We start from the raw sequence: 22,556 nt of genomic DNA on the forward strand, positions 1-22,556 counted from the left end.
GCAATCTCAGCTGGCGCCCAGTGAGCGTGTGAAGCCTTCCGGGATCACCAGGTCTGCCGGGCTCAGTTCGGTGATGGACGAGTGGCCAAGGCCCATCAGCCCCGAGTCGATGCCCATCCGCATCAGGTCGAGCACGTTCTCGACACCGGCCTGGCCGTTTGCCGAGAGACCCCACAGGTAGGCGCGCCCGAGCATGACGGCCTTGGCTCCGAGTGCTAGCGCCTTGACGACGTCGCCGCCGCGTCGAATGCCGCCGTCGAGAACAACTTCCACCTGATCGCCCACGGCCTCGGCAATGCCCGGGAGCACGCGGATCGGCGCCGGGGTGCCGTCGAGGTTGTTACCACCGTGGTTGGAGACCGAGATAGCGGAGACACCGGCGTCGACAGCTCGCTTGGCGTCGTCGATGCGCATGATGCCCTTGAGCATGAACGGTCCACCCCACTGCTCACGAAGCCAGGCGATGTCTTCCCACGTCGGAAGCGGGGTCTGCATCCACTCGCCGTACGCGCCGAAGAACGTCGGTGCCGGCTGGCCGGGAGCCGCGAGGTTGGGTGTTGTCAGATCGGGGATCTTGCCGGTCTTGGCGAACTCCAGCAACCACTTCGGGCGCATGATGCCCTCGGGGGCGAACTGGAACATCGCCTTGAGGTCCATCTTTTCGGGGATTGACGGGCTGCCCCAGTCGCGACCGTACGAGAAGGACCAGTCGGTGGTGATGATCAGGCCCTTGGCACCGGCAGCGCGAGCGCGCTCCATACGCTGCAGGAGCACGTCGCGGCTGCCGACCCAATACATCTGGAAGAAGACCTGCGGGTTGGCCGCGGCAACTTCTTCGATGGACTTGCTGGCGAAAGAACTCAGTCCGATGGCTGTTCCCCGTGCTGCAGCCGCGCGAGCTACCGCTACCTCACCGTCGGGGTGCACTGCCTGCACACCGGTCGGTGAAATCATGACGGGCAACGAAATGTCCTGGCCCATAATGGTGGTGGACATCTCGCGCTTGTCCGACAGTCCCGCAGCGTGAGGAGCGAAACCCAGTTCGCTGAATGCCGCGACGTTGTCGTCGACCGTCAGCCCTTTCTCGGATCCCGCCACCAACGCCGCGTACACGGACTTGGGCAACCTCTTCTTCGCACGGCGCTGTGCTTCTGCCACCGTCTCGAAGAAAGCATTCTTAGCCATTGAACTGACCTCTCTGGGGTGCAGCTTTCGCCGCACTGTCGGTATCGCGCAGTAGTTACTGCATTCCCGCAAGCGGGTTTTCGTCACAAATCTTGGCGGGCGGACGCATCATCAGTGTCAGTGGCACCGATGCACGTGGGGTCTTACGTTGACCGGAACGGGAGTGGTCGACGCTGGACTTCGGGACCTCTCCCGCCGACGCCAATGCCATTTCACCGTTACCGATGACGCATTCGGGGTCAGGTCCGTCCATCGGCAGTCCGGTGAAGAACTTGGCTGCCATGCAGCCACCCCGGCAGGAGTCGTAGTGATTGCACTTGCTGCAGGCGCCACCGGTCTGCGGCGAGCGCAGCTCCTCGAACAGGTCCGAGTGCTGCCAGACTTCCTGGAATCCACCGTCTTTCACGATGTTTCCGGCGAGGAACTGCTCGTGAATCGCGAACGGGCATGCGTACACGTCACCGACCGGGTCGATCAGGCACACGACGCGGCCCGCGCCACAGAGATTGAGACCGGGCAGTGCATCGCCGAACGCGGAGAGGTGGAAGAACGAGTCGCCCGTCAGGACGCCTTCGCCGTTGGCCACCAACCAGTTGTAGAGCTCACGCTGCTGCTCCGGGCGTGGGTGCAGATCGTCCCACACGTCGGCGCCGCGGCCCGAAGGGCGCAGTCGAGTGATGCGCAGGGTCGCGTCGTACTTGTCCGCGAGAGCCTTGAACTCGTCGAGCTGACTGACGTTGTGCCGCGTGACGACCACCGAAATCTTGGCGTCCTTGAAGCCGGCTTCCTTCAGGTTCGCGAGAGCCCGCTCGGCCATTGCGAACGAACCAGGCCCGCGCACAGCGTCATTGACCTCAGCGGTGGCACCGTCGATGGAAATCTGCACGTCGACGTAGTCACTGGCCGCAAGCCGTGCCGCGACCTTCTTGTCGATCTTCACGCCGTTGGTGGAGAACTTCACGCCAACCTGGTGGTCTGTTGCGTAATCGACGAGCTCCCAGAAGTCGGAGCGTACCGTCGGCTCGCCGCCACCGATGTTGACGTAGAAGACCTGCATACGTTGCAGCTCGTCGATGATGGACTTGCACTGTTCGGTGCTCAGCTCGTTGGGGTCACGGCGACCCGACGACGAAAGGCAGTGCACGCAGGACAGGTTGCAGGCGTAGGTGAGTTCCCACGTCAGGCAGATGGGGGCGTCGAGTCCGAGTTCGAACTGATCGACGAGGCGACCCACCTTGGCGGGCGGAGAGGGCTGTTCAAGAACTGAGGTCATGGCTGCGTCCTCGCGAAGAAATGAAGCGGGCGAACGTGCAGAAGGGCTGTTCCGCACGTGGGGGCGAGCGTCTGGCTCAGACAGGCACGATCATGTGCGAATCGGCGAGAGTGCTCAGCGCGCGGGCATATTGGGGAGCCGCGTCATCTTCGATGCCTTGCGCACGTAGTGCGGACCTGACATCAGGATGGTCTGGCAACGCCTTGACCACCGCAACGATGGTCGTGTTCTTCAGGAACGACAGCTTGCGCGTTCCGAAGTGGTAGAGCAACGCCCCGAAAGGTTCGGGGCGAAGCGCTACCTGCGGGTGGAGTTTCCACCCCGCATCGAGATCCAAAGCAGACACGGTCAGTACACGCCGCACATGCCGTCGATGGAAACTTCCTCAACGAGGGACTCCTCGACGAGGTCGTTCTCGAGCGCCTTGTTGTCACGATCTGACATGGATTCCTCCTGCGGTCGCACTCCGTCTGGAAGTCTGTAGATCAGACTTCCAACCTGGGAGTTGGTGGTCACTAGTGGGACTTCACTGTGACTCGGTTCACCACTGTAATGGCATCGAGTGCAGAATGACACACATGGAGCGAAAAAAGTATGCGTAGCCGCAAGAAACCGTCCGCTCGGATAGGTCGTCGCCCCTCCACAACGAGGGAGGGAATCAGCACGATCGGCATCGAACTGTTCTCCACCGTCGGCTTCAACGAGGTGAGCGTCGACCAGATAGCCGACGCCGCCGGCATCGCGCGTCGGACTTTCTTTCGCTACTTTCCGTCCAAGAACGCCGTCCCCTGGGGCGACTTCGACGGACATCTCGACGAGATGCGCGAGCACCTGGATTCACTGCCCGCTGACATACCGTTGGTCGACGCACTCGAATCCGCATTGTTGACGTTCAACACCTTCCCACCGGAAGAGACTGCGGTACATCGCAAACGGATGGAATTGATCCTCGAAGTTCCGACGCTTCAGGCATACTCTGTGGTGATGTACGAAGGTTGGCGGCAGGTGGTCGCCGACTACGTCGCACGCCGAATGAATCTCGAGCCGACCGATCACGGCCCACGCACGGTCGGCTATCTTCTGCTCGGGGTCGCCATGTCGGCGTACGAACAGTGGCTCACCGACGATTCACTCGAGCTACCGGAACTCTTGAAAACAGGTACGCAGTCCTTGCGGACCGGCATCACCACCTGAGAAAGGCGATCATGTCCACCATCACGAACGAACCGGTCCTGGATTCACTGGCACCGTCGACGCCGGGCTTGTGGTCGTTGGGGCATGTCACCGTCGAACGTGTCGATTCTGGTCCGATCTCGCTCGATCGTCGAGGCGGCCGACTCCACGTCAGGCACTCCCTCACTCCCGCCGATCTGAGCGAGCGACTCGTAGCCGGAGTCACCTCGTCGATCCAGGACGCGGAGTTCGGTCAGGACGAATTCGAGTTGACGATGGTCGGACTGGTTCGGTCCACCGTGGACGGCGCTCTCGAATCCTGGACCACCTACTACCGGAACTCCCTTGCCGAACTACTGGACGGCACTGCAGATTTCGCGCCGATTCACGACAAAGCCGAAGAACTGGTTCGCGGTTCCGTACTCGATCTGGGTTCCTGCTTCGGTTTCCTGCCCCTGCGGCTCGCGCGCGCCGGAATGGACGTGACCGCCACGGACATCCTGCCCGGAACGATGATCCTGCTCGACGCGGTAGCCCCCGAACTCGGCATCACGATCGACACGGTGATCTGCGACGCGGGTGAAGTACCGGCACCGGACAACAGCGCCGACACCGTCACCGCAATTCATCTCCTCGAGCACGTCGACGATTCGGTCGGCGAAGCCGTGATCGCGCAGGCACTCCGAATCGCACGTCAACGGGTCGTCATAGCCGTCCCCTTCGAAGACGAAGCCACCGCGTGCCACGGCCACATCCGTACGTTCGATCTCGAGTCACTGCGTGCGGTCGGCCGGCAGACCGGTGTGCCGTTCGAGGTATTCGAGCATCACGGCGGCTGGTTGGTGCTGGACGCATCGGCCGCCTGAAAAGAACTAGCCTTCTTTCAGCGTATGGGCGACAAGTGCATTCGCGTGCCCATGCCCCATCCCGTGCTCCGACTTCAACCAATTCACCAATTCCATGTGCTTGGTGAGGTCTGAGCTTCTGATCAGCTCTCGCCACTCACCGATCGGCCGACCGTATTTCTTCTCGATCGACGGAAAATACGACGCCGGGCCTTTCACGGGTTCAGTCATGACCGGAATCTACCTCCACCGCCCGACAATATTCGCGCACCTGCGGTGCCCGCATGTCCGCACCTGCGGAATCGCTGGGTAGATACGCGACCATCGAATTATGGTCGAAGTACACCCACCCCAGAGCACAGGAGTTTCAGAGATGCGACTGTCCACACGAAATCAACTCACCGGCACCATCACCGAGGTCAACCTCGGCACCGTCATGGCAACGGTCAAGGTGAAGTTGGACGGCGGCAACCAGATCGTGACTTCGTCGATCACCCGCGACGCCGCACTGGATCTCGACCTCGAACCAGGCCAAGCTGCAACGGTATTCGTGAAGTCCACCGAGGTGACGATCGGCGTCGAATAACTGGTGATCGCTGCGATCAGGGCCGGGTGAGATGCGTGGTCATCGTGTAGTTCTTGCTCGGCCCCGTCACGGTCCAGACGACCGCCCAAGCCGATCCATCTACTGCAGTGACGTCGATTCGCCCGCGGTAGGTGTCCGCACCGCACAGGTGCTCGACTTCCTCCCCCGGCGCCCAGTCGTGGAACTCTCTGCCGTCTTCGAATGTCACGGCCCATTCGAGGCCGCGCTTTGCAATGAACAGAGTCCGGAACACTGGCAATTCCAGATCGCCGTCACGCAGAGTGCCACTCTCGTACCAGCGCATCCGACCGTCACCGGCGTCGGAGATAGTGGTCTCGCCGAAGACATGCTTGGTGGAACCGGAAAGGCGGTCGACTATGTCGCGCTCGAAGTGCCACGTTCCTGCCAGCGCCCTCGGCTCGATCTTCGCGTCGTCAACCATGTGACGATTCTAGTGACCCTGGACAAGGACTTGCGAAGGGGCCGAACGTACTGCGGGGAGTATGTTCCGAGTACATCCGGAACACGCAGGAGATTCACACAGACATGAACGATTCGGCCGCCCTTCACCAACGCACAGTGTTCGCAGAAGATCTCGAGATCGGCCAACTGATCCCATTGGGCTCGTATTCGGTGACCGAAGAGGAGATCGTCGAGTTCGCAACCCAGTGGGATCCCCAGTGGTTTCACATCGACAAGGAAGCCGCCGGGTCCGGGGTCTTCGGCGGGTTGATCGCCAGCGGGCTGCACACCCTGTCGATCTGCCAGAAGTTGGTGGTCGCCAGTCTCTACGACCAGTGGAACGTGATCGCCGGAAAGTCCATGCGCGACGTGAGCTTCCTACGTCCACTTCGCCCCGGTGACACCCTGAGCGGAAAGGTCACCGTCGACAACGTCGTGTTCGACAATCGCGCGCGGGGATTGGTCACCATCACAGCGAAATTGGTCGATGCAGACGGCAATCGCGTTCTCGACGTAGTCACTGACGCCTACCTGCACTGTCGCCCGACTCGCGGACAGTGAATTATCGGTAAATTCCGCACCGCATTGTCTGAATTGCCGTACTTTCAGTGACGTTGCGACGCAACAGTACCCATCCCCGCAAACAGGAGTTCCTCACACATGAGCAGCCTCGGCGAGATCAATCCTCTCGGCATTCTTCAGATCCTCATCTACATGCTCTTCGGTGGGTCGTCCAGCACTCCCGAGTAGACCCTAGCTTGCCATAGCCATAGTCAGCATCTAGGGTGCTGACTATGGCAATTAATAGTCAGGCGTCCGCGACGGTAGCGCCGTCGACCGACGCAGCGTGTCATCACACCGAATTCGACTCCAGCTGGCGGAGTTTCGACGGCATTCAGGGCGGACTCGCCGTTGCACGGATGCTGCGAGTGGCTGCCGACGCGTCCGGAGCCGAACCTCTGGCAGTCACGGCGCACCTGGACCGCCCCGTCCCTCCGGGGCCGGCCGAGCTGACTGTCGACGATGTGCGGGGCGGGCGGACCGTCAGTTGCCACGTCACGCTGACCGGTTCGGGATCCGCTCTCGTTCGGCTAGCCCGCGACACAGGAGGCACAACGATGTCCGCCCCTGTCGCCGAACCGACTCCGGCCGACCCGTCAACCCTGCCGCCGCTGGAGATCCCGGTGGATTTTGTGCCGTTCTCCCAGCACCTCGACATCCGGCCGATCAATTCCGCCAGGCCGTTCGCCGGTGGCGACGCCCCGGAATTCGACGTCTGGATCCGATTGCTCACAGACCTCGATTTCACGGCCCAAGAGCGCGCCGCGGTCCTTCTCGACGCGCTTCCGCCCGGATTGTTCGCGACACTGACGATGCCCGTGGCTATACCCACTATCGAGTTCACCGCGCATTTCACACCGGAGCACCTCACGGCAGATCCCCGAACACTGTCACCGTGGTATCGCCTACGCCACGGGACCGCCTGGGCGACAGACACTCTCTGTGTTGACGAATCCGAACTATTCGACTCGACCGGACGGCTCGCTGCTCGGGCTCGCCAGCTTCGTCGAATTCTGAGTTGAACTCCCAACTGAGTTCAGCCCTACTACCCCTGGAGGTCGCGACGACGGAACGCAACAAGCGATGCTGTCGAAAGCACTACTGCCACAACGATCATTGCCAGCAGCGGTAGAACTGTCACTGGCTCGGCGGGGGCACCCGGCACGTGGGTGAAGGGTGACAGATCCAGCACTAACTGTGGAAGCTTCAGCAACGTTCCGAGTTGCCCGAGCACGATGCATGCCGCCAAGATTCCCCAGGAGAGCGCCGACGCGTAGGTCGGAAACAGTCCGAAAGCCAACGACACCAACCCCACGACTACAAGCACCGCGGGTAGATAGGCCAAGGCGGCGCCAGTCATCCGGAGTGTGTTGCCGCCGATGTCGTCCGTGACGAGCCCGAAGGCAAATCCGGTGAAGGCACCCATCAAGACGTGCGCGAGGATCACCCCACCCACAACCACACCCAGGTGGGAAAGCATCCACCTCCACCGCGACAAAGAGGTTGCCAGCAACGGTTCGAGCCGTCCCGATGTTTCCTCACCCCGCATCCGGAGAAGACTCTGGACCGAATATGCCGCGATGACAATCGAGGTGAGACCGAGAGCAGTGGCCAAGTACGAATCCACCAGATCCGTACCGCCGCCACCAAGTTTCTCGAACATCTCCGCGGTCTGCTGCGACGATCCCACCATCGCGTCGATCTCGTTGCCCACAGCGCCGTAGGCGAACCCGAGAATGACAACGGCAAAGATCCACCAGAACATCGTCATTCGCTGCATGCGCCACGCCAGGCCCCAAGCCGACGGCAACCACGATGCTGCGGTCGGCGGGCCGGGCCGGGGCTGCACGAGCCCCGCTCCCTGATCGCGATGGCCGATGAGAACAAACGCCACCACCACGTGCACAACCGCAAATCCGATCAGCAACAGCAGGATCCACCAGGCGTCGTCGTCGAAAGGTCTGATCTGTTGCGCCCATCCGATCGGCGAAAGCCACGACAACCAACCGCTCACCACGCGAGTTCCGTCGTCGACGACCGTACTGTTCACGTCGCCGATCGCGCGCAGCATGAAGGCAACACCGATCGCGGCACCCGCCAGACCGTTGGCCGTACGAGCACCGTCGGTGATCTGCGCAGTCACCGCCGCCACACCGGCAAACGCGATTCCGGTCCCACCTATCGAAGCACCCAACGCGAGCGAACCAACGACAGGCAAACCGACGGCGATCGATCCCAGGGCAATTCCCAGTGTCAGAACCACGTTCGCACCGACCGTGACAATCAGTGCGGACGTCAGAAGCGCTCGCCGACCCACCACCGCAGCACCGATCATCTCGGCACGGCCGGTCTCCTCGTTCTGTCGTGTATGACGAACCACCGCAAGGGTGCTCATCAATGCCGCCACCAACGCGAACACGAGCACCGACTGACTGGCGACTATCGCGCCCTGCGAATCGCCGGACACGATTCCGTTGGTCGCCAGCGCCACCGGCGATACCGCGGAACTGACTGCGATGTTTCGTAATTCCTCGGGTGTCGAGTACAGCCCGGTCACACTGGCGACGACGAGCAGCATGAACAGGACGATCGAGATGACCCACACGGAAAGCTGAATTCGGTCCCGTCGCAAAGCCAACCGGACCAGTCGGCGTGTGCCGGTGAATTGACTTGCCGAGGCAGGTACCGGTGGAGCGGCCTCGACAACAACGGTCATGGCCGTACACCGGTCTCGGCTCGCAGGTGGACCGAAGTCTCCCTGGCGCGCTCGTCACCGTAATGACGCAAGAAGAGTTCTTCGAGTGTCGGCGGAGTGGAAGTGAGCGCCACGATTCCGAATCCGACCAAGTACGTCATGAGTGGTCCGAGTTGCGCGCTGTCGACTTCGCAGGTGACGTGGTTACCGTCGATCACCGCGTCGTGGACCCCGCCGAGCCCGTCGAGTCCGCCGATCTGGCGCTGTGTCTCCGCCGAGATGGACGTGCGCGTGAGATGCCTGAGTTCGGACAGCGTTCCCTCTTCCACCGTCCGCCCGTCGCGGATGATGCTCACGCGATCGCACAGCGCTTCGACCTCGGCGAGGATGTGGCTCGACAGCAGGACCGTCTTTCCGGCGTGAGCCACCTCTTCGACGCAGTCCTGAAACACCGCTTCCATCAACGGGTCGAGCCCCGATGTCGGTTCGTCGAGTACGTAAAGGTCGACGTCGGACGAAAACGCCGCCACGAGTGCAACCTTCTGCCGATTACCTTTCGAGTACGTCCGCGCCTTCTTGGTCGGGTCAAGTTCGAAGCGATCGAGCAACTCGCTGCGGCGTTTTCGGTCCAAGCCACCGCGCAGACCCGCCAACAGATCGATAGCCTCCCCGCCGGTGAGGTTGGGCCACAGATTCACGTCGCCAGGCACGTAAGCGAGACGTCGATGCAAGGTAACAGCGTCTCGCCACGGATCGCCGCCGAGAACAGTTGCGTCTCCGGAGTCCGAGCGGAGCAGGCCGAGGAGCACCCGAATAGTGGTCGACTTTCCAGAGCCGTTCGGTCCCAGGAATCCGTGCACTTCACCTGCTGAGACTTCGAGGTCGAGGCCGTCCAGCGCGCGGGTGGTACCGAAGGTCTTGACGAGGCTTTTCGCTGAAATTGCCGCACCCATGAATTTGACCGTACGCCGATTTCACAAATGTGTGAAGATAGAAAAGAAGAAAAGATCGAAGGGTTCCGATGACCGACATCAGCCGCACCGTTGCACCGGACGAGAGCCGACATTTTGTCGAGCGACTCTCACTCGTTCTGAGCGACATGGGTTTTCCGCCGATGCCTGCACGCGTCTGGGCCGCGTTGATGACCAGCGAGACACCCTCGTCCACGCCAGGAGATCTCGGATCCCGATTGGGAGTGAGCCCCGCCGCCATTTCCGGAGCAGTCAGATACCTCCAGCAAGTCGGATTGATCGAGCGAGTGGCCGTCCCCGGATCGAGGCGTCAGCACTACTGCGTCAGCGTCGACATGTGGGCCGACGCGTTTGTCACGAAACAATCGTCCCTCTACCAGGTCTCGGCAGTTGCGGACGAGGGCATTCGGGTCCTCGGTGAAGGCACTACGGCCGGCGATCGTATGGAAGATCTGCGCGACTTCTTCGACTTCATGGCCGCGGAAATGCCGCGCATGCTCGCGGACTGGCGCTCCCAGCGAAAAGACCGGACACCTGGAAGGTAACTTCAGGTTTACCCGCATTTTCGGTGGGGTACCTCAATTCTCGTTCCAGCATGATGAGGTGCGCTGTACCCGAGGAGTTGTTGATGAAGCTGTCGATCAGGGGCGCGAAGACTTCACCGACGCCACCCTCCGCACGAACCGCTTCACCCGAAACCTGTGAACAATCGATTTCCTTGAACCGCAACGCCGCCGGGGCATTCGCCGGCGATCATCACGCACTGTCGAAACTCCTGGCCCGATTGCACCCTCGCGTAGTTCTCTACTATCGCGCCAGGCTTCTCGGGACGCCTGTCGCAACATTCGCCGACGATCTCGCCCATCAATGCACCCTGGACGTCGTCACACGAATGTCCGAAACGATCTCGGCCGACACACGAATCGAGAACTTCGCCTACGCGTTGGCCTCGCAACGGATTGCGTCAATTCCCCAGTCACGCAACATCGACGGACAATTCAAATGCCCACGTCGCCTCACCGACGACCAACGTGAGGTCCTGGTATTGCGAATCGCAGTGGGTCTGACTGCCGAGATGACCGCGTCGACTCTGCGCACAACTCGATCGAGCGTGCTCCTCGTACAGCATCAGGCGCTGCGCGCCTGGGCGGTCTCCGAGCGGAGCTAGATCAGACCTTGCTTACTCGCGGCGTAGACGGCCTCTGCTCGCCGACTCACCTCGAGTTTGCGCATGATGTTGCTGACGTGGAACTTGACCGTGGTCGGCGAGATGAACAGTCGCTCACCGATCTTGATGTTGGACAAGCCGTTTGCGAGCAGTCTCAGTACTTCGAGTTCACGATCGGTCAATCGTTCTTTGGATGACGACTGCCCGTTGAGCGATCGGACGACAGCCGATGCGCTGCGAGAATCGAACGCACTCTCACCCCGCGAGACCGCCCTGATCGCACGCACCAATTCGGTGGTGTCGACGTCTTTGACGACATAGCCGCGAGCACCCGCGTGTACCGCTCGCACCACCAGTTGATCGTCGAGAAAGGTGGTGAGAACCAACAGTCCGAGCCCGGGATGCGCCGTAGACAACTGGCCACAAAGGGTCAGTCCCTCGTAGTCGGAACTGGCGGAGAGTTTCAGATCCATCAAGACGATGTCCGGACCCACCTTGTCGACCACGGCAAGCGCCTCGGCGAGAGACGAAGCCTCCCCCACGATCTCGAGGTCGCTTTCGCGCTCGAGAACCGAGCGGAGCCCTTGCCGCAAAATTGCATGGTCGTCGACCAGGACGATTCGAACCAATCCCTGAACCGGCGATGCTCCGCGGGTGATGACGGGACGCGCAGTGGTCATGATTCCTCGCTCTCGATTTCAGTGGTGGAGCAAAGATTGTCGACATCCGCCTGGAGCGGAAGTGCCTGTGGCAGTGGTAGTGGCAGTCGCACGAGAATCTGAATTCCACCGATCCGCGCGCGCCGAACTTCGAGCGCACCACCCAACTCGAGAGTTCGTGTCTGCATGTTCGCCAGTCCGCGATGACGGCCGTCGACGTCGTTGGTGGCTGCGAGTTTGAGGATCAGACGCATCCGCGCAGGGTCGCCGTCACCGTCGTCGGAAACCGACAGCAGCACCGTATCCGCTCGATAGGTCAACCGCAGGACCGCTCGACTCGCATGGGCATGCACCGCAGCATTGAACAGCGCCTCCCCCGCGATCCGCAGAAGAGCGTGTTCGGCATCGCCTGGAAGCTCGGTCGGGGTGCCGCCGACGCGAACGCTGACCGCCAACTCGTCCGGCATGTGAACCACGCCGAGCTGCTCGAGCATCTCGGGCAGCGACGTCCGGTCCGCGTCCGAGGAATGATTGAGCGCGTAGATCGCCGAGCGAAGCTGCTCGACCGCCCGCCTGGTCAAATCCTTTGCCAAGTCCAGTCTTTCACTGCGTTCCGCCTCCGGGATGTCGCTCCGGCAGACCTCGATCTGCATGCCGGCCGACAACACAGCCTGTGTCACGCTGTCGTGAAGTTCGCGGGCGATCCGGTGCCGTTCGTCGTCGACCACCTGGTGCCGGTGAGCCACTCCGAGTTGACGCTGCGTGGACTCCAATTCGCTGTTGCGCACCGCGAGGTCGGCTGCAGTGCGATTGGCCTCCGCATATGCGTCTTCGGCTCGTTCGAGCAGTAGTTGTCCGCGCTGGTAGAGCGCCGAGTTCTGCAGGGCCACAGCAGTCTGGCTGGCCAGAATGCTGAGCACGGCTCCGTCCGTCGTATCGAGTGTCCGGTTAGCCGGCGTCCAGGCAGCAAAGGCGCCGACCACACCGCCGCCGAGTACGATCGGCACAAACGCATAGTGAGCGTCGATCACCGAGTTGGATTCGATTCTTCCGCACCGGATGTCGTCGAGGCATTCGACGACGTCCTCCGGAAGCGGTGGCCCCTCCACGTTGTCGACCAGAAAAGGGGTGGCGTCCGGGCCGAGAACCAATCGCCGTGGTCCGGCGTCGGGCAATGTTCCGTCGGCCAAGGCGAAGACTATCCAGTTGGCACTCAGATGAGCACGGGCAGCTTCCGCCACCGCACAGACGAGGGTTTCCGGCCCCTCGACGGTTCGCACCAAAGCCCGCGAGATCAATTCCAACGCATGTACGACGCGTTCGAGACGCTCGGCAGCGCCGCGGTACTGCGGATAAAACGAACTCTTACCCGAACGTAAACCGGTGAGTCGCGACAGGTCCGCGGTCATCGTCTGCACCGCTTCACCCTGCACCGCATCACACTGCACCACATCACACTGTCCCTCTTCACAAGGCACCTCGGAACAACGCCACCATCTGCTCCTGCGTCGCTTCCCTGGGATTGGTGGACATGCAGGCGTCGAGCAACGCGAAGCTGGCAAGTCGACTGAGGTCTCCCTCGCGAACACCCAACTCCCCCAGCCCCTTCGGGACCCCAACCTCCCGGGCGAGACGTTCGACCCGGTCGGCCACCGCCAGCGCTGCTTCCTCCGGGGTGCCGTGCTGTTCAGGAAGGCTCAGTGCCGCAGCGATGGCGACAAAGGGGGCAGCGTCCGTCGTGGAATTGAATCGGATGACGTGGGGCAACAGAATTCCGTTGATGACGCCATGTGGCAGATCAAGCATGCCGCCCACCTGATGGCTCATGGCGTGCGCGGCTCCGAGTATCGCGTTGGTGAACGCCAACCCGGCCTCGAGACTCGCCTGCGCCATCACCGATCGAGCTTCCATCTCCATCGGGTCCTGGATCGTGTTCACCAGATTCTCCGTCACGAGGCCGACCGCGCGGAGCGCGTGATGATCGGTCAACGGATTGTGCGCCAGTGAGACGAAGGCTTCGATTCCGTGCGTCAGTGCATCCAATCCCGTTGCTGCATTGAGCCACTCGGGCATCGTCGTGAGCAACCGCGGATCGATGACCGTCACATCTGGCACCAGGGCACGGCCGATGATGGTGATCTTGGTGCCGCGGGTCGTGTCCGTGACGATGCAGAACTGCGACACGTCAGCGCCCGTTCCGGACGTGGTGGGAACCATCACCAACGGCGGGATCGGTTTTGTCGCCTGATCGACACCCTCGTAGTCGAGTATGTTGCCGCCGTTGGCAGCGAGGACGGCTACACCTTTAGCCGCGTCGATGACGGAACCGCCACCGAGCGCGATGATGACGTCGCACTCGCCTTCCTGGTACACCTCGAAACCGGCCGCGATCTCGAAGTCCTTGGGGTTGGGCGTCAGCCCTGACCACACTGTCGCGGTCAAGCCCTGCTCCGTGAGATGGTCCTCGAGTTCGCTGACCCACCCCGCGTCGATCAAGCCGGGATCGGTGACCAGAAACGGGCGGAACCCGCCGAACCGCAGAGTCGCGTGTGCTGCCTCGACCAGGGAACCGATACCGAAGACGATCTCGGGGGCGTGAAATTTGACCAGTCGAGCAGCAGTGCCGCGGCGATGAACACCGTGGTTCACAGCATCCGGATATGCCACGGACACGACCCCACTCTCCTCTCGCGCGGCACCGAGATCACCGCTTCGCGAATTCCCAGCTCGCTCGCCCGAGCACCAACTGGTGTGATCCACCTTACAAGTGCTGGCCCCGAGCCTACGCGGACAGCAGTCGGGGCACACCCACCGAAGGAGAGGCGCTTACCTACCCGTTCGGGCAGGTAGTCGTCGCCGGAAAATAGATGGCGCGGCAATCAGGTCCCGTTGTACTTTCGGTTCTGGCCAGAGCGGCCCGCAGTACCGATCCAGAAGGTGTTTATGACCCAGCCCGCGCCGAGCGCGCCTCTCGCCCCTGCACTGCCGGCAACCTCGAGAGTCACTTGCTGATCCCCGAAACGACGGACTGACAGCCGCGAGGCCACTCGGCCTGCTCCTACCTGCTTTGTTCACTCAGCTAGGAGTTCTCCAGTGCCTCAATCACACAATTCCATCTCGAAAACCGACACCTTCTCGTGCATTCAGTGCGGACTCACCGTCATGACGTACGACCCCGATGGTGATCGCCGAAACCACTGCCCCAGTTGCCTGCATTCCCGACACCTGTTCGACCAGGTGGAAGGTGGACCGTCGGACTGCGGAATGCGGATGGCCCCCATTTCGATCGCGGTGCTGCGAAGCGGCGATTGGATGATCATCCACCGCTGCGCACAGTGCCTCGAACTCACCTCCAACCCCGTCAGCCGTGACGACAACCAGTTGTTGTTGATGAGGATGGCGGTGCGGCCGCTCGCACAACCACCCTTCCCGCTCGAAGCCTTCGGCGACTTGTGAGGGGTGAGAAAGCAGATGCCACGTAGGAATCCCAGCACCCGCGCGCGGCGGGCACCGCAACGGACCAAGCACGTATTGCACGGAATCGGCGGCGAACAAGGATCGAGCTTCCGTTGTCTCACATGCCGTTTGGACATTTCCACTGCGGCCCCGGGTACCGCACATCGGAACCATTGCCCGAACTGTCTGGCAAGCCGCCACGTCGATGGTCGCGTTCCGGGCGACCGGGCCCAACAGTGCAGAGGTGCCATGGCGGCACTGTCCCTGTCGGTACGGCAGGACGGTGAGTGGATGCTCGTTCACCAGTGCATCGAGTGCAATACGTTGAAAGTCAACAGGATCGCCGGCGACGACAACGCCCTGGTCTTGCTGCGGTTGGCGCTACGCCCGTTGGCGGATCCTCGACTGGGCTCGCGCGCGTTGCTAGCGCTCTGATCGATCGTCCGGCGTAATCGCGCGGTCCTGCGCGCGATTACGCCGGACGAACACCACGAACACGATCCCGGCAAGCAAGCCGACCGCCGTCGGTCCGAGGACCAGTCCCGAATACAGCCACGGGGCAGGTTCTGCCGGAAAGAGGTCCATGAATATGGGCCCGGTGTATGTCGGCTCGGCAAACGGCTCCCGATAGGACCCGCCGGTGAGAATGTGAGGTGATGCCAACGAGTTCCACCACCACTGAAACACGCCGAGCGCCACCAGCCCACACACGGCGCCGAGCACTGTCAGCGCCGCGATCGGCCGCCAGATCGATCCCCTGATTTCGGACATGAGATCAAACTAGTTCACGACGGATCGCGCAGTGACATCGGTGAAGTGCAGTGACATCAGCGAAGTGCGTGCCCCAGTTCAGCGGCCTTTGCCATCAGTTGCGCGGCATCTCGGGCAACAACAACCTCGTCGCAGATCTCCGAATACTCCGGCATCGCGCACGATGCCTGGTTCCAGTAACGCTGAGGTTCAGGCGTGATCCAGGCCAGACGGTGAACCTTTCGGCGGAGTTCCTCGAGCTTGTCCACCTGTGGGGGCAACCCGTTGCACCGACCGTCGCCCACGATGATGACGGACGTCCGTGAGTTCAAGCTGTTTCCGTGCTCGTCCAACAATTCTGTGAGCACTCGACCGTAATCGCTGCTGGCTTCCAGATCCAGACCCGGGTGCGCAAGTACCGCAGCCAGTGCGCCGTCACCGCTACTGGCGAGAAGGGTGTCGGTCACGTCGACCGGACGATCGACGAATGCGAGGACTTCACAACGATCTGCCCGGCGATGCATTGCCTGAGCCAACCGCAGAGTGAACGCGGTGATCGGGCGCACGGACAACGACACGTCTGCGATGAGAAGTAGTCGAACACGATCGGGGCGAGGAGCTTTCACGACCAGATGGAAGGGAATTCCGTCGGTGCGCAGACTCGAACGCACCGTGCGTCGCATGTCGAGATGTCCTCGAGAGCGCTCCCGAGGACGAGGCCTGGACGGTCCTCTCATCCGCCGAAGCACCTCGTGGCACGCGAGTTCGATGTCGTTGTGCGTTGCGCCCGCAGCAGATTCGCTGTCGGGCGCATCGGGAGCGCTTTCGGCGAGTGCAGCGGCCGAGAGTGCTTGCACGAACGCTTCGACCGCCTCGACGAGCCGGTTCAGTTGCGCCTGCGTCAGCGGCCCGTCGTCGGAGACGTCCGCATACGCTTTGCTCGGGTCGTATGCATCCAGCCAGGCGAGGATCGACGTCGGATCGTCCCAGGACAACGAACCGGTCACTGCTGCAGCAACACTGGTGCTCAGGTCGCCGACCACTGCCGACGCGGCACGGTCCACGTCGACCGTGTAGCTGACTCCCCGTCGACCGGTCTCCGAACCGGTATCCACCGACAGTTCCGCATCGCTGGACGTCATCGACACATCGTCGTCGTCCTTGTGCGGGTTGAACCCCTTCTCCGCTTCCGGAGTGTCGAAGTAGTCGCCAACCTCGGCTGCACGCTCGTTGTACTCGGCATACCGGCCTACTTCTTGATCCTCGTCGATCCCCAGCGCGGTGGGCAGACCGTCCGCCACCTCGGCGCGCGAAGCCATCCGCTCGGCGTGCGCTTTGCCTGCGGCAGGCCGGAACAGCGCGTCGAACGCCCGATCGAAACCGGCCTGTTCGTGAGAATACTTGGCGCACACTGCCCGAAGACATGCGCGCAACGTCTCACGATCCGAAGCTCCGACCATCGCGAGTACACGCCGAACCTCGATGACCTCGGCCGGTGACGCGGAAACTCCGGCCGCCCTCAGCAATCGGCCGAAACTCGCGGACACCACGTCGAGAACAAACGACGGTTGCCACACGGCGAGGCCACCGAGCGTCGTCATCGCGTCGAACGGATTCCGCTGCCGCCGCGGATTCCCTGTTGATGGGGGTCACGTCCACCGGTCCCCCGGAACACGGCAGTCGTCGTGTTGGCGGGTTTGCTTGCCACCGTGGATCGCTCGATCGGCTCACCACCGTCACGCGACGGTGATTCGAGACGCTTTCCGTCGAATCGTTCCTTGGCCAGCGTCACATCTGACGAGTACTTGAGCAACGCCGTGAGCAGGATGTCGCGCACCTTGGCGTCGGAAGCGGTGTCGAATCCGCTGGCGGCGAGCACTGTTGCCGCTCTGGCCGCGTCGATGACCTCCGAGATGGACGGGCTCTTGCGCAGCGGGAGATCACGCAAGATGCGAGCCAATTCGACAACCTCGGTGGCCGTCGCCGCATCCACCTCCGGCGCTCGGGCCGTGACGATCTCGCGTTCACGCTCCGACGTCGGATAGCCGAGATGGTAATGCAGACAACGACGCTTGAGCGCGGGTGAGAGCTCGCGGGTGTCGTTGGACGTCAGGATGACCCAGGGCTGCGAGCGGGCCACGAACGTACCGACCTCGGGAATGGTGATCTGCTGTTCGGCGAGAATCTCCAGGAGCAGTGCTTCCATCGATTCCTCGGTGCGGTCCACCTCGTCGACCAGAAGCACTACCGGATCGGGCGAGAGGATAGCTTCGAGCAGCGGCCGCACGGACAGGAAGTTCTCGGAGTACAACCCGAAATCCTGATCGGCCAGAAACTTCGACGCTTCGGCGACGCTGTCGAATTCGGAAACCTGATCACTGATCCGGTCGCGAAGCATCTGCACGTGCAGGAGTTGCTTCGCGTAGTCCCATTCGTACAGGGCCCGATTGTCGTCGAGCCCTTCGTAGCACTGCAATCGCACCAGTTTGCGGCCCCCGATCGCAGCCAGAGACTTCGCCAGTTCCGTCTTGCCGACACCAGCCGGCCCTTCGAGCAGGAGCGGACGCCCCAGCGCCGTCGCCAGATGAACGACTACCGCGAACTCGTCATCGGCAATGTAGTCCTGCTCTCGCAGAGCATCTTTCACTTCGATTCCGCTGGAGAAACTGCGACCGGACATGGAATACCTTTCGATAGGGGCACAGCCCCTGTGCGCCTTTTTGGTAGTGCGGGCTACCAAAAAGGCGCACGGGGCCGGAGGCCCTGCTAGAAGTACGACTTGTTGATCGCGTGATCGACAACCGGGATCATCGACTCCACGGTGACCTCACGGGGGTTACCCGGGGTGCACCAGTCGTCCTGAATGTGCTCGGAGATGGCGCGCACCGTCTTCTCGTCACCCTTGATGACATCACCACGACCCTCGTACTTCTTGGTGTTCATCTGGTTCTTCGCGTACGAGTCTGTGCGAACCTGCCCGAAGTTGTCGGGGATACCGACGTCCTTGGCCAGACGGATGGCAGCCTCGACGGCAGCATCCGCGGCCTGAACCGTGGTGAGGTTGCGAGTGTCGACACCGAGTGCGCCGGCCAACTGGGCGTAGCGCTCGTAGCGCGAAGGCAGGTTGTACTCCCACACACGCGGCAACGCGATGGCGTTGTTCAAACCGTGGTGGCTGTCGAAGAATGCACTGACCGCGTGCGAGATCGAGTGAACGATGCCGAGGCCACCGGAGTTGAAGGCCTGTCCGGCAATGTACTGCGCGTTCATCATTCCCTCGCGCGCCTTGAGGTTACGCGGCTCGAAGACGGCCTCCCGCAGGTTCTTCGCGACCAACTCGACCGAGTAGATCGCATTACCGAGCGAAGGCGCGAAATCGAGACGAGAAACGAAAGGCTCACTGCCGTGTGCGAGTACGTCGAAGCCGCAGTACGCGGTGAAATGCTGAGGGCAGGTGTAGTAGAGCAGCGGATCGTCGATCGCCAACGTGACGATGGTCGCCTCGTCGAAGCCCACCCACTTGTGCGGGTTGTTCATGTCCGAGGTGTCAGTGATGACGTATGCCCACGACGTCTCGGATCCCGTTCCAGCCGTGGTGGATACGGCGATGTGCGGCGGGTTCTCCTTGTTGGTGGACTTGGCGAAGCCCTCGAACTCGTTGATGTTGCGACCGTCGTGTGCGATCACGACGCGAGCACCCTTGGCGGCGTCGTGGCTCGAACCACCGCCGATCGAGATGATCGAGTCGCACTTCTCCTTCTGATAGAGAGCCGCGGCCTCCATGACGTTGTAGTCCTTGGGATTCGACTCGACCTTGTCGTAGAGCACGACCTCGACACCCTGGTACTCGATCTTGCCGACGAGTTCCTCGATGATGCCCGAACCGCGCAGACCGGTCGTCATCAGAAGGGTGCGCTTGAAGCCGAGATTCTTGGCCTCCACACCGATGATGTCGTGAGCGCCCACACCCATCAGGGCGCGCGGGAAGGGGTGGAACTCCTTGATCGGAAAGTCCCAGATCTGGTTGAGCTCGATAGCCATCGGTATCTCCTCATGGATGTGCACGAATGTGACTGCGGGAGGGATTCGAGCCGATTCTTTGTGACCGGCGTCTCACCTGGTTCCCACTGTGTACCGACAAACACCCCGTGCACAGACTTCGGCAGCTCAACCGCCCGGACGCCGCCGGCGAACCGCCCGTTCGGGCAGGTCGTCGCCACCCCGGACCGCCAGGAAGGCCGGATCGGACTGCCGTGGTTCCCGCTGATCGGGAACGTGTTGCTCGGCGACTACGATCCCCAGTAGCTTTTCATCACTGCTAACATTGAACTAGAACACGTTCTAGATGTTGCACTTCACTGACCTGCGCTTTACCCAGCTTCACGAGAGGACTAGCTTCGCGATGACGACAGTCGAGGTACCGCACAGCTCGCGATCGGCGGTACTCACCGTGTCCGGAGTCATCGAAGAGACTTCCGACGCCCGGTCGCTGGTGTTCGAGATTCCCGCAGAACTGAAGGACAAGTTCGACTACAAACCAGGTCAATTCCTGACCCTGCGCATCCCGAGTGATCAGACCGGCTCGGTCGCACGCTGCTACTCCCTGGCCAGTTCACCCTTCACCGACGACGCCCCCAAGGTGACCGTCAAGCGAACCGTCGACGGCTACGGCTCCAACTGGCTGTGCGACAAGCTCCAGGTCGGCGACACCATCGAAGTGCTGCCGCCGTCAGGTGTCTTCACGCCCAAGTCGCTCGATCACGACTTCCTGCTCTTCGGTGCAGGCAGCGGGATCACTCCGGTGATCTCGATCCTCAAGTCCGCCCTCACGCAGGGCAGCGGCAACGTCGTGCTGATCTACGCGAATCGCGACGAGAAGTCCGTCATCTTCGGCGCCGAACTGCGCGAGCTGGCAGCGCAACACCCCGGCCGCCTCACCGTGGTCCACTGGATCGAAACCGTGCAGGGACTCCCCGCTGTCTCGCAACTGGCGACGCTCGCCAAGCCATTTGTCGCGTACGAGGCCTTCATGTGCGGTCCAGGCCCCTTCATGGACGCCGTCCACAAGGCACTGGCAGAAGCGGGCATGCCCCGCACGCAGGTTCACGCCGAGGTCTTCAATTCACTCGCCGGCGACCCGTTCCGTGACGTCGAGGTAGCCGAGGTCTCCGACGAGGAAGCTGCCGACGCCGCAACCGTCGAGGTCGAACTGGACGGTGAAACCCACACCCTCGTCTGGCCGCGCAAGCAGACGCTCGTCGACATCATGCTCGCCAAGGGTCTCGACGTTCCGTACTCCTGCCAGGAAGGTGAGTGCGGGTCGTGTGCCTGCACCGTCACCGAAGGCGAAGTTCAGATGGACAACTCCGAGATCCTCGACGCCGAGGACGTGGCGAACGGCTACATCCTCGGTTGCCAGGCGAAGCCGATCACCGATCGCCTGAAGATCGAGTTCTGAACCCTGCTTCGATGCATGACGGCCCCTGATTCCCTGCGGAATCGGGGGCTTTGTCATCTTCCGAGGCATCATCCGCGCTATCTTCCGAGTCCCGCCCCGTAATCCACTCCGGCGCCGTTGTGGGCAACCGCCACAGCGCAAGAATCAGCACCAGGGTCACGATCAGGAAGCCCTCACGAAGGACCAACCCCAGCGGCAGCAGGAGCGGCGACGTCTCGATGAACTGCTGCCCCATGCTCGGCCCGCAATAGACGACGGCCAACCCCACAGCGGCCGCACCGAACTGCAGCGGCGATCGAAGCCGAAAGAGAACCGTGACGGCAGCAGGCACGAGATACACCCAGTGATGAATCCAGCTGATCGGCGAAAGGATCGGCGCACTCAATCCGATCACCAACGCCGCATCGACCGCACGACCGACGCGATGTACATCTCGGGCGACCCAGAGCGCTACCGCCGCGCACAGCACGGTCAACGGCATCGCCAGAGACGCCGTCCATGTGCCCAGTGCCGCAAGTCCGCCCTGCAGTGAACTGTTACCGGCACTCGCGATCGCCTGCCCGCTCAAGTCCACCCGGTCACTGAGGTTCCAGACGACGTCCGACCAGAAGGTCCAGCTGACGGCCGGGTCCACCATTGCTGCGACGGCGGTCGCCGCGGCAAATCCGATCGAACTCCAGATCGCGAGTCGCCACTGCTTCGTGACGACGAAGTAGACGATGAACAGCGCCGGCGTCAGCTTGATCGCGGCTGCGACGCCGATCAAAAGTCCTCGTGGAAACCACCGGCCGAATCTCGAATCGCCTCTGCGGGTCACGTCGAGCAGTACGAGCACCATCAGCACCAGGTTCACCTGGCCGAAGGAGATGTGCGCGCTGACGATGGGTGTCACCGACACGGCCAGGACCAATGCCGCCATGACGAGCGGCCGCTTGGGGACGCGAGCGGGAGTGAACTTGGCGACTGTCCACACCACCGCCGCGATGCACAACGCCGACCACAGCAGATAGGCCGTCCACCAGTCGAAGAGAACAGTCGGCCAGAGGAAGATCACGGCGAACGGGGTATAGGTGAACGGCATGCCCTCGTCGACGATCAACGGGCCGACAAGGTTGCTCTCGTAGATGTTCGAGCCTGCGGCAAATGCCTGGGCAGCGTAGCGGTAGACGAGAAAATCAACGGGTTCGACGGCCCGAACGGAGTACACGAGATAACACAGAGCTGCGACGCCGGCAGCGATCAGTGAACCGATCGTCACAATTCGAGACGCCTCGACACGGGTGGCGGGCATACCGAGAATCGTCCCACAACCTA

General features: G+C 62.0%; 26 protein-coding genes. 10 read left to right on the forward strand and 16 right to left on the reverse strand.

All coding sequences use genetic code 11. The features are described from left to right. Nucleotides 1-6 precede the first annotated feature (6 nt). The 4 genes from mftD to mftA all read right to left on the reverse strand — a co-directional run bounded on the left by mftD (nt 7) and on the right by mftA (nt 2,902). Complete coding sequence (gene mftD, locus EEB12_RS06505; protein ID WP_020906858.1) at nt 7-1,185, reverse strand: pre-mycofactocin synthase MftD; 1,179 nt, start codon at nt 1,183-1,185, stop codon at nt 7-9. Between the two features lie 55 nt (nt 1,186-1,240). After that, nucleotides 1,241-2,458, reverse strand: coding sequence for a mycofactocin radical SAM maturase (mftC, locus tag EEB12_RS06510; protein WP_003942089.1), 1,218 nt, complete (start codon nt 2,456-2,458; stop codon nt 1,241-1,243). A 76-nt stretch (nt 2,459-2,534) separates the two neighbouring features. Then, the gene (mftB, locus tag EEB12_RS06515) at nt 2,535-2,822 is read right to left on the reverse strand and encodes a mycofactocin biosynthesis chaperone MftB (RefSeq protein WP_007728309.1); all 288 of its coding nucleotides are present in this window, start codon (nt 2,820-2,822) and stop codon (nt 2,535-2,537) included. Further along, nucleotides 2,807-2,902 (reverse strand): mycofactocin precursor MftA, encoded by a 96-nt coding sequence (gene mftA, locus EEB12_RS06520; protein WP_063836238.1) that lies wholly within the window; start codon nt 2,900-2,902, stop codon nt 2,807-2,809. Before mftA ends, mftB begins: the two co-directional genes overlap by 16 nt. Before the next feature lie 150 nt (nt 2,903-3,052). On the opposite strand from mftA, the gene mftR reads away from it, so the two are divergent. Beyond that, nucleotides 3,053-3,652 (forward strand): mycofactocin system transcriptional regulator, encoded by a 600-nt coding sequence (gene mftR / locus EEB12_RS06525; RefSeq protein WP_019744253.1) that lies wholly within the window; start codon nt 3,053-3,055, stop codon nt 3,650-3,652. A gap of 11 nt (nt 3,653-3,663) precedes the next feature. After that, nucleotides 3,664-4,497, forward strand: coding sequence for a mycofactocin oligosaccharide methyltransferase MftM (gene mftM / locus EEB12_RS06530; protein WP_141487538.1), 834 nt, complete (start codon nt 3,664-3,666; stop codon nt 4,495-4,497). A 6-nt stretch (nt 4,498-4,503) separates the two neighbouring features. Here the strand turns inward: mftM and EEB12_RS06535 are convergent, their stop codons facing one another. Continuing rightward, a complete protein-coding gene (locus tag EEB12_RS06535) occupies nt 4,504-4,707 on the reverse strand; it encodes a DUF4287 domain-containing protein (RefSeq protein WP_141487539.1) in 204 nt (67 codons plus the stop codon). A gap of 142 nt (nt 4,708-4,849) precedes the next feature. Here EEB12_RS06535 and EEB12_RS06540 point away from each other — a divergent pair, with 142 nt between their 5' ends. Then, on the forward strand, nt 4,850-5,062 hold the full coding sequence (locus EEB12_RS06540; RefSeq protein ID WP_003942061.1) for a molybdopterin-binding protein: 213 nt from the start codon (nt 4,850-4,852) through the stop codon (nt 5,060-5,062). 16 nt (nt 5,063-5,078) lie between these two features. Here EEB12_RS06540 and EEB12_RS06545 read toward each other — a convergent pair whose 3' ends face one another. After that, nucleotides 5,079-5,504, reverse strand: a complete 426-nt coding sequence (locus EEB12_RS06545; protein WP_019744256.1) for a DUF6314 family protein — start codon at nt 5,502-5,504, stop codon at nt 5,079-5,081. Between the two features lie 104 nt (nt 5,505-5,608). Between EEB12_RS06545 and EEB12_RS06550 the strand changes: the two genes are divergently transcribed. Beyond that, entirely contained in the window at nt 5,609-6,085 is a 477-nt protein-coding gene (locus EEB12_RS06550; protein WP_020906857.1) for a MaoC/PaaZ C-terminal domain-containing protein, read from the forward strand. 233 nt (nt 6,086-6,318) lie between these two features. Then, nucleotides 6,319-7,107, forward strand: coding sequence for a thioesterase family protein (locus EEB12_RS06555; protein ID WP_141487540.1), 789 nt, complete (start codon nt 6,319-6,321; stop codon nt 7,105-7,107). Nucleotides 7,108-7,130: 23 nt separating this feature from the next. Here the strand turns inward: EEB12_RS06555 and EEB12_RS06560 are convergent, their stop codons facing one another. Further along, on the reverse strand, nt 7,131-8,801 hold the full coding sequence (locus tag EEB12_RS06560) for an ABC transporter permease (RefSeq protein ID WP_070796644.1): 1,671 nt from the start codon (nt 8,799-8,801) through the stop codon (nt 7,131-7,133). Then, on the reverse strand, nt 8,798-9,733 hold the full coding sequence (locus EEB12_RS06565) for an ATP-binding cassette domain-containing protein (RefSeq protein WP_021343499.1): 936 nt from the start codon (nt 9,731-9,733) through the stop codon (nt 8,798-8,800). Before EEB12_RS06565 ends, EEB12_RS06560 begins: the two co-directional genes overlap by 4 nt. Before the next feature lie 68 nt (nt 9,734-9,801). Between EEB12_RS06565 and EEB12_RS06570 the strand changes: the two genes are divergently transcribed. Continuing rightward, nucleotides 9,802-10,296: a GbsR/MarR family transcriptional regulator gene (locus tag EEB12_RS06570; RefSeq protein ID WP_021343498.1), complete on the forward strand. Its 495-nt coding sequence runs from the start codon at nt 9,802-9,804 to the stop codon at nt 10,294-10,296. Nucleotides 10,297-10,379: 83 nt separating this feature from the next. Continuing rightward, entirely contained in the window at nt 10,380-10,919 is a 540-nt protein-coding gene (locus EEB12_RS06575; protein ID WP_031333086.1) for an RNA polymerase subunit sigma, read from the forward strand. On the opposite strand, the gene EEB12_RS06580 is transcribed toward EEB12_RS06575, so the two are convergent. Genes EEB12_RS06580 through EEB12_RS06590 form a run of 3 tightly spaced genes read right to left on the reverse strand, consistent with a single transcriptional unit; the run spans nt 10,916 to nt 14,251 of the window. After that, nucleotides 10,916-11,599: a MadR family response regulator transcription factor gene (locus EEB12_RS06580; RefSeq protein WP_019744264.1), complete on the reverse strand. Its 684-nt coding sequence runs from the start codon at nt 11,597-11,599 to the stop codon at nt 10,916-10,918. The two genes, EEB12_RS06575 and EEB12_RS06580, sit on opposite strands and share 4 nt — an antisense overlap. Next, nucleotides 11,596-12,987, reverse strand: coding sequence for a MadS family sensor histidine kinase (locus EEB12_RS06585; RefSeq protein WP_037249337.1), 1,392 nt, complete (start codon nt 12,985-12,987; stop codon nt 11,596-11,598). Before EEB12_RS06585 ends, EEB12_RS06580 begins: the two co-directional genes overlap by 4 nt. Nucleotides 12,988-13,045: 58 nt before the next feature. After that, on the reverse strand, nt 13,046-14,251 hold the full coding sequence (locus tag EEB12_RS06590; RefSeq protein WP_020968994.1) for an iron-containing alcohol dehydrogenase: 1,206 nt from the start codon (nt 14,249-14,251) through the stop codon (nt 13,046-13,048). Between the two features lie 420 nt (nt 14,252-14,671). On the opposite strand from EEB12_RS06590, the gene EEB12_RS06595 reads away from it, so the two are divergent. Together EEB12_RS06595 and EEB12_RS06600 are read left to right on the forward strand one after the other, a co-directional pair. Continuing rightward, nucleotides 14,672-15,034, forward strand: a complete 363-nt coding sequence (locus EEB12_RS06595) for an RNHCP domain-containing protein (protein ID WP_020906849.1) — start codon at nt 14,672-14,674, stop codon at nt 15,032-15,034. A gap of 15 nt (nt 15,035-15,049) precedes the next feature. Further along, entirely contained in the window at nt 15,050-15,469 is a 420-nt protein-coding gene (locus tag EEB12_RS06600; protein WP_113682390.1) for an RNHCP domain-containing protein, read from the forward strand. Here EEB12_RS06600 and EEB12_RS06605 read toward each other — a convergent pair. The 4 genes from EEB12_RS06605 to mdo all read right to left on the reverse strand — a co-directional run bounded on the left by EEB12_RS06605 (nt 15,458) and on the right by mdo (nt 19,825). After that, nucleotides 15,458-15,805, reverse strand: coding sequence for a hypothetical protein (locus EEB12_RS06605; protein WP_020968992.1), 348 nt, complete (start codon nt 15,803-15,805; stop codon nt 15,458-15,460). The genes EEB12_RS06600 and EEB12_RS06605 overlap by 12 nt on opposite strands. Nucleotides 15,806-15,861: 56 nt before the next feature. Then, a complete protein-coding gene (madC, locus tag EEB12_RS06610; protein ID WP_141487541.1) occupies nt 15,862-17,385 on the reverse strand; it encodes a MadC family VWA domain-containing protein in 1,524 nt (507 codons plus the stop codon). After that, nucleotides 17,382-18,464 (reverse strand): MadB family AAA-type ATPase, encoded by a 1,083-nt coding sequence (locus EEB12_RS06615; protein ID WP_029254875.1) that lies wholly within the window; start codon nt 18,462-18,464, stop codon nt 17,382-17,384. Before EEB12_RS06615 ends, madC begins: the two co-directional genes overlap by 4 nt. Before the next feature lie 86 nt (nt 18,465-18,550). Further along, nucleotides 18,551-19,825 (reverse strand): NDMA-dependent methanol dehydrogenase, encoded by a 1,275-nt coding sequence (gene mdo / locus EEB12_RS06620; protein ID WP_003942095.1) that lies wholly within the window; start codon nt 19,823-19,825, stop codon nt 18,551-18,553. A gap of 361 nt (nt 19,826-20,186) precedes the next feature. Here mdo and EEB12_RS06630 point away from each other — a divergent pair, with 361 nt between their 5' ends. After that, nucleotides 20,187-21,242, forward strand: coding sequence for a ferredoxin--NADP reductase (locus tag EEB12_RS06630; protein ID WP_020906844.1), 1,056 nt, complete (start codon nt 20,187-20,189; stop codon nt 21,240-21,242). On the opposite strand, the gene EEB12_RS06635 is transcribed toward EEB12_RS06630, so the two are convergent. Further along, nucleotides 21,214-22,533, reverse strand: a complete 1,320-nt coding sequence (locus EEB12_RS06635) for a glycosyltransferase 87 family protein (RefSeq protein WP_141487543.1) — start codon at nt 22,531-22,533, stop codon at nt 21,214-21,216. The genes EEB12_RS06630 and EEB12_RS06635 overlap by 29 nt on opposite strands. Between the last annotated feature and the right edge of the window lie 23 nt (nt 22,534-22,556).

It is taken from the genome of Rhodococcus sp. WS1 (assembly GCF_003797745.1).
GTDB lineage: Bacteria > Actinomycetota > Actinomycetes > Mycobacteriales > Mycobacteriaceae > Rhodococcus_F > Rhodococcus_F erythropolis.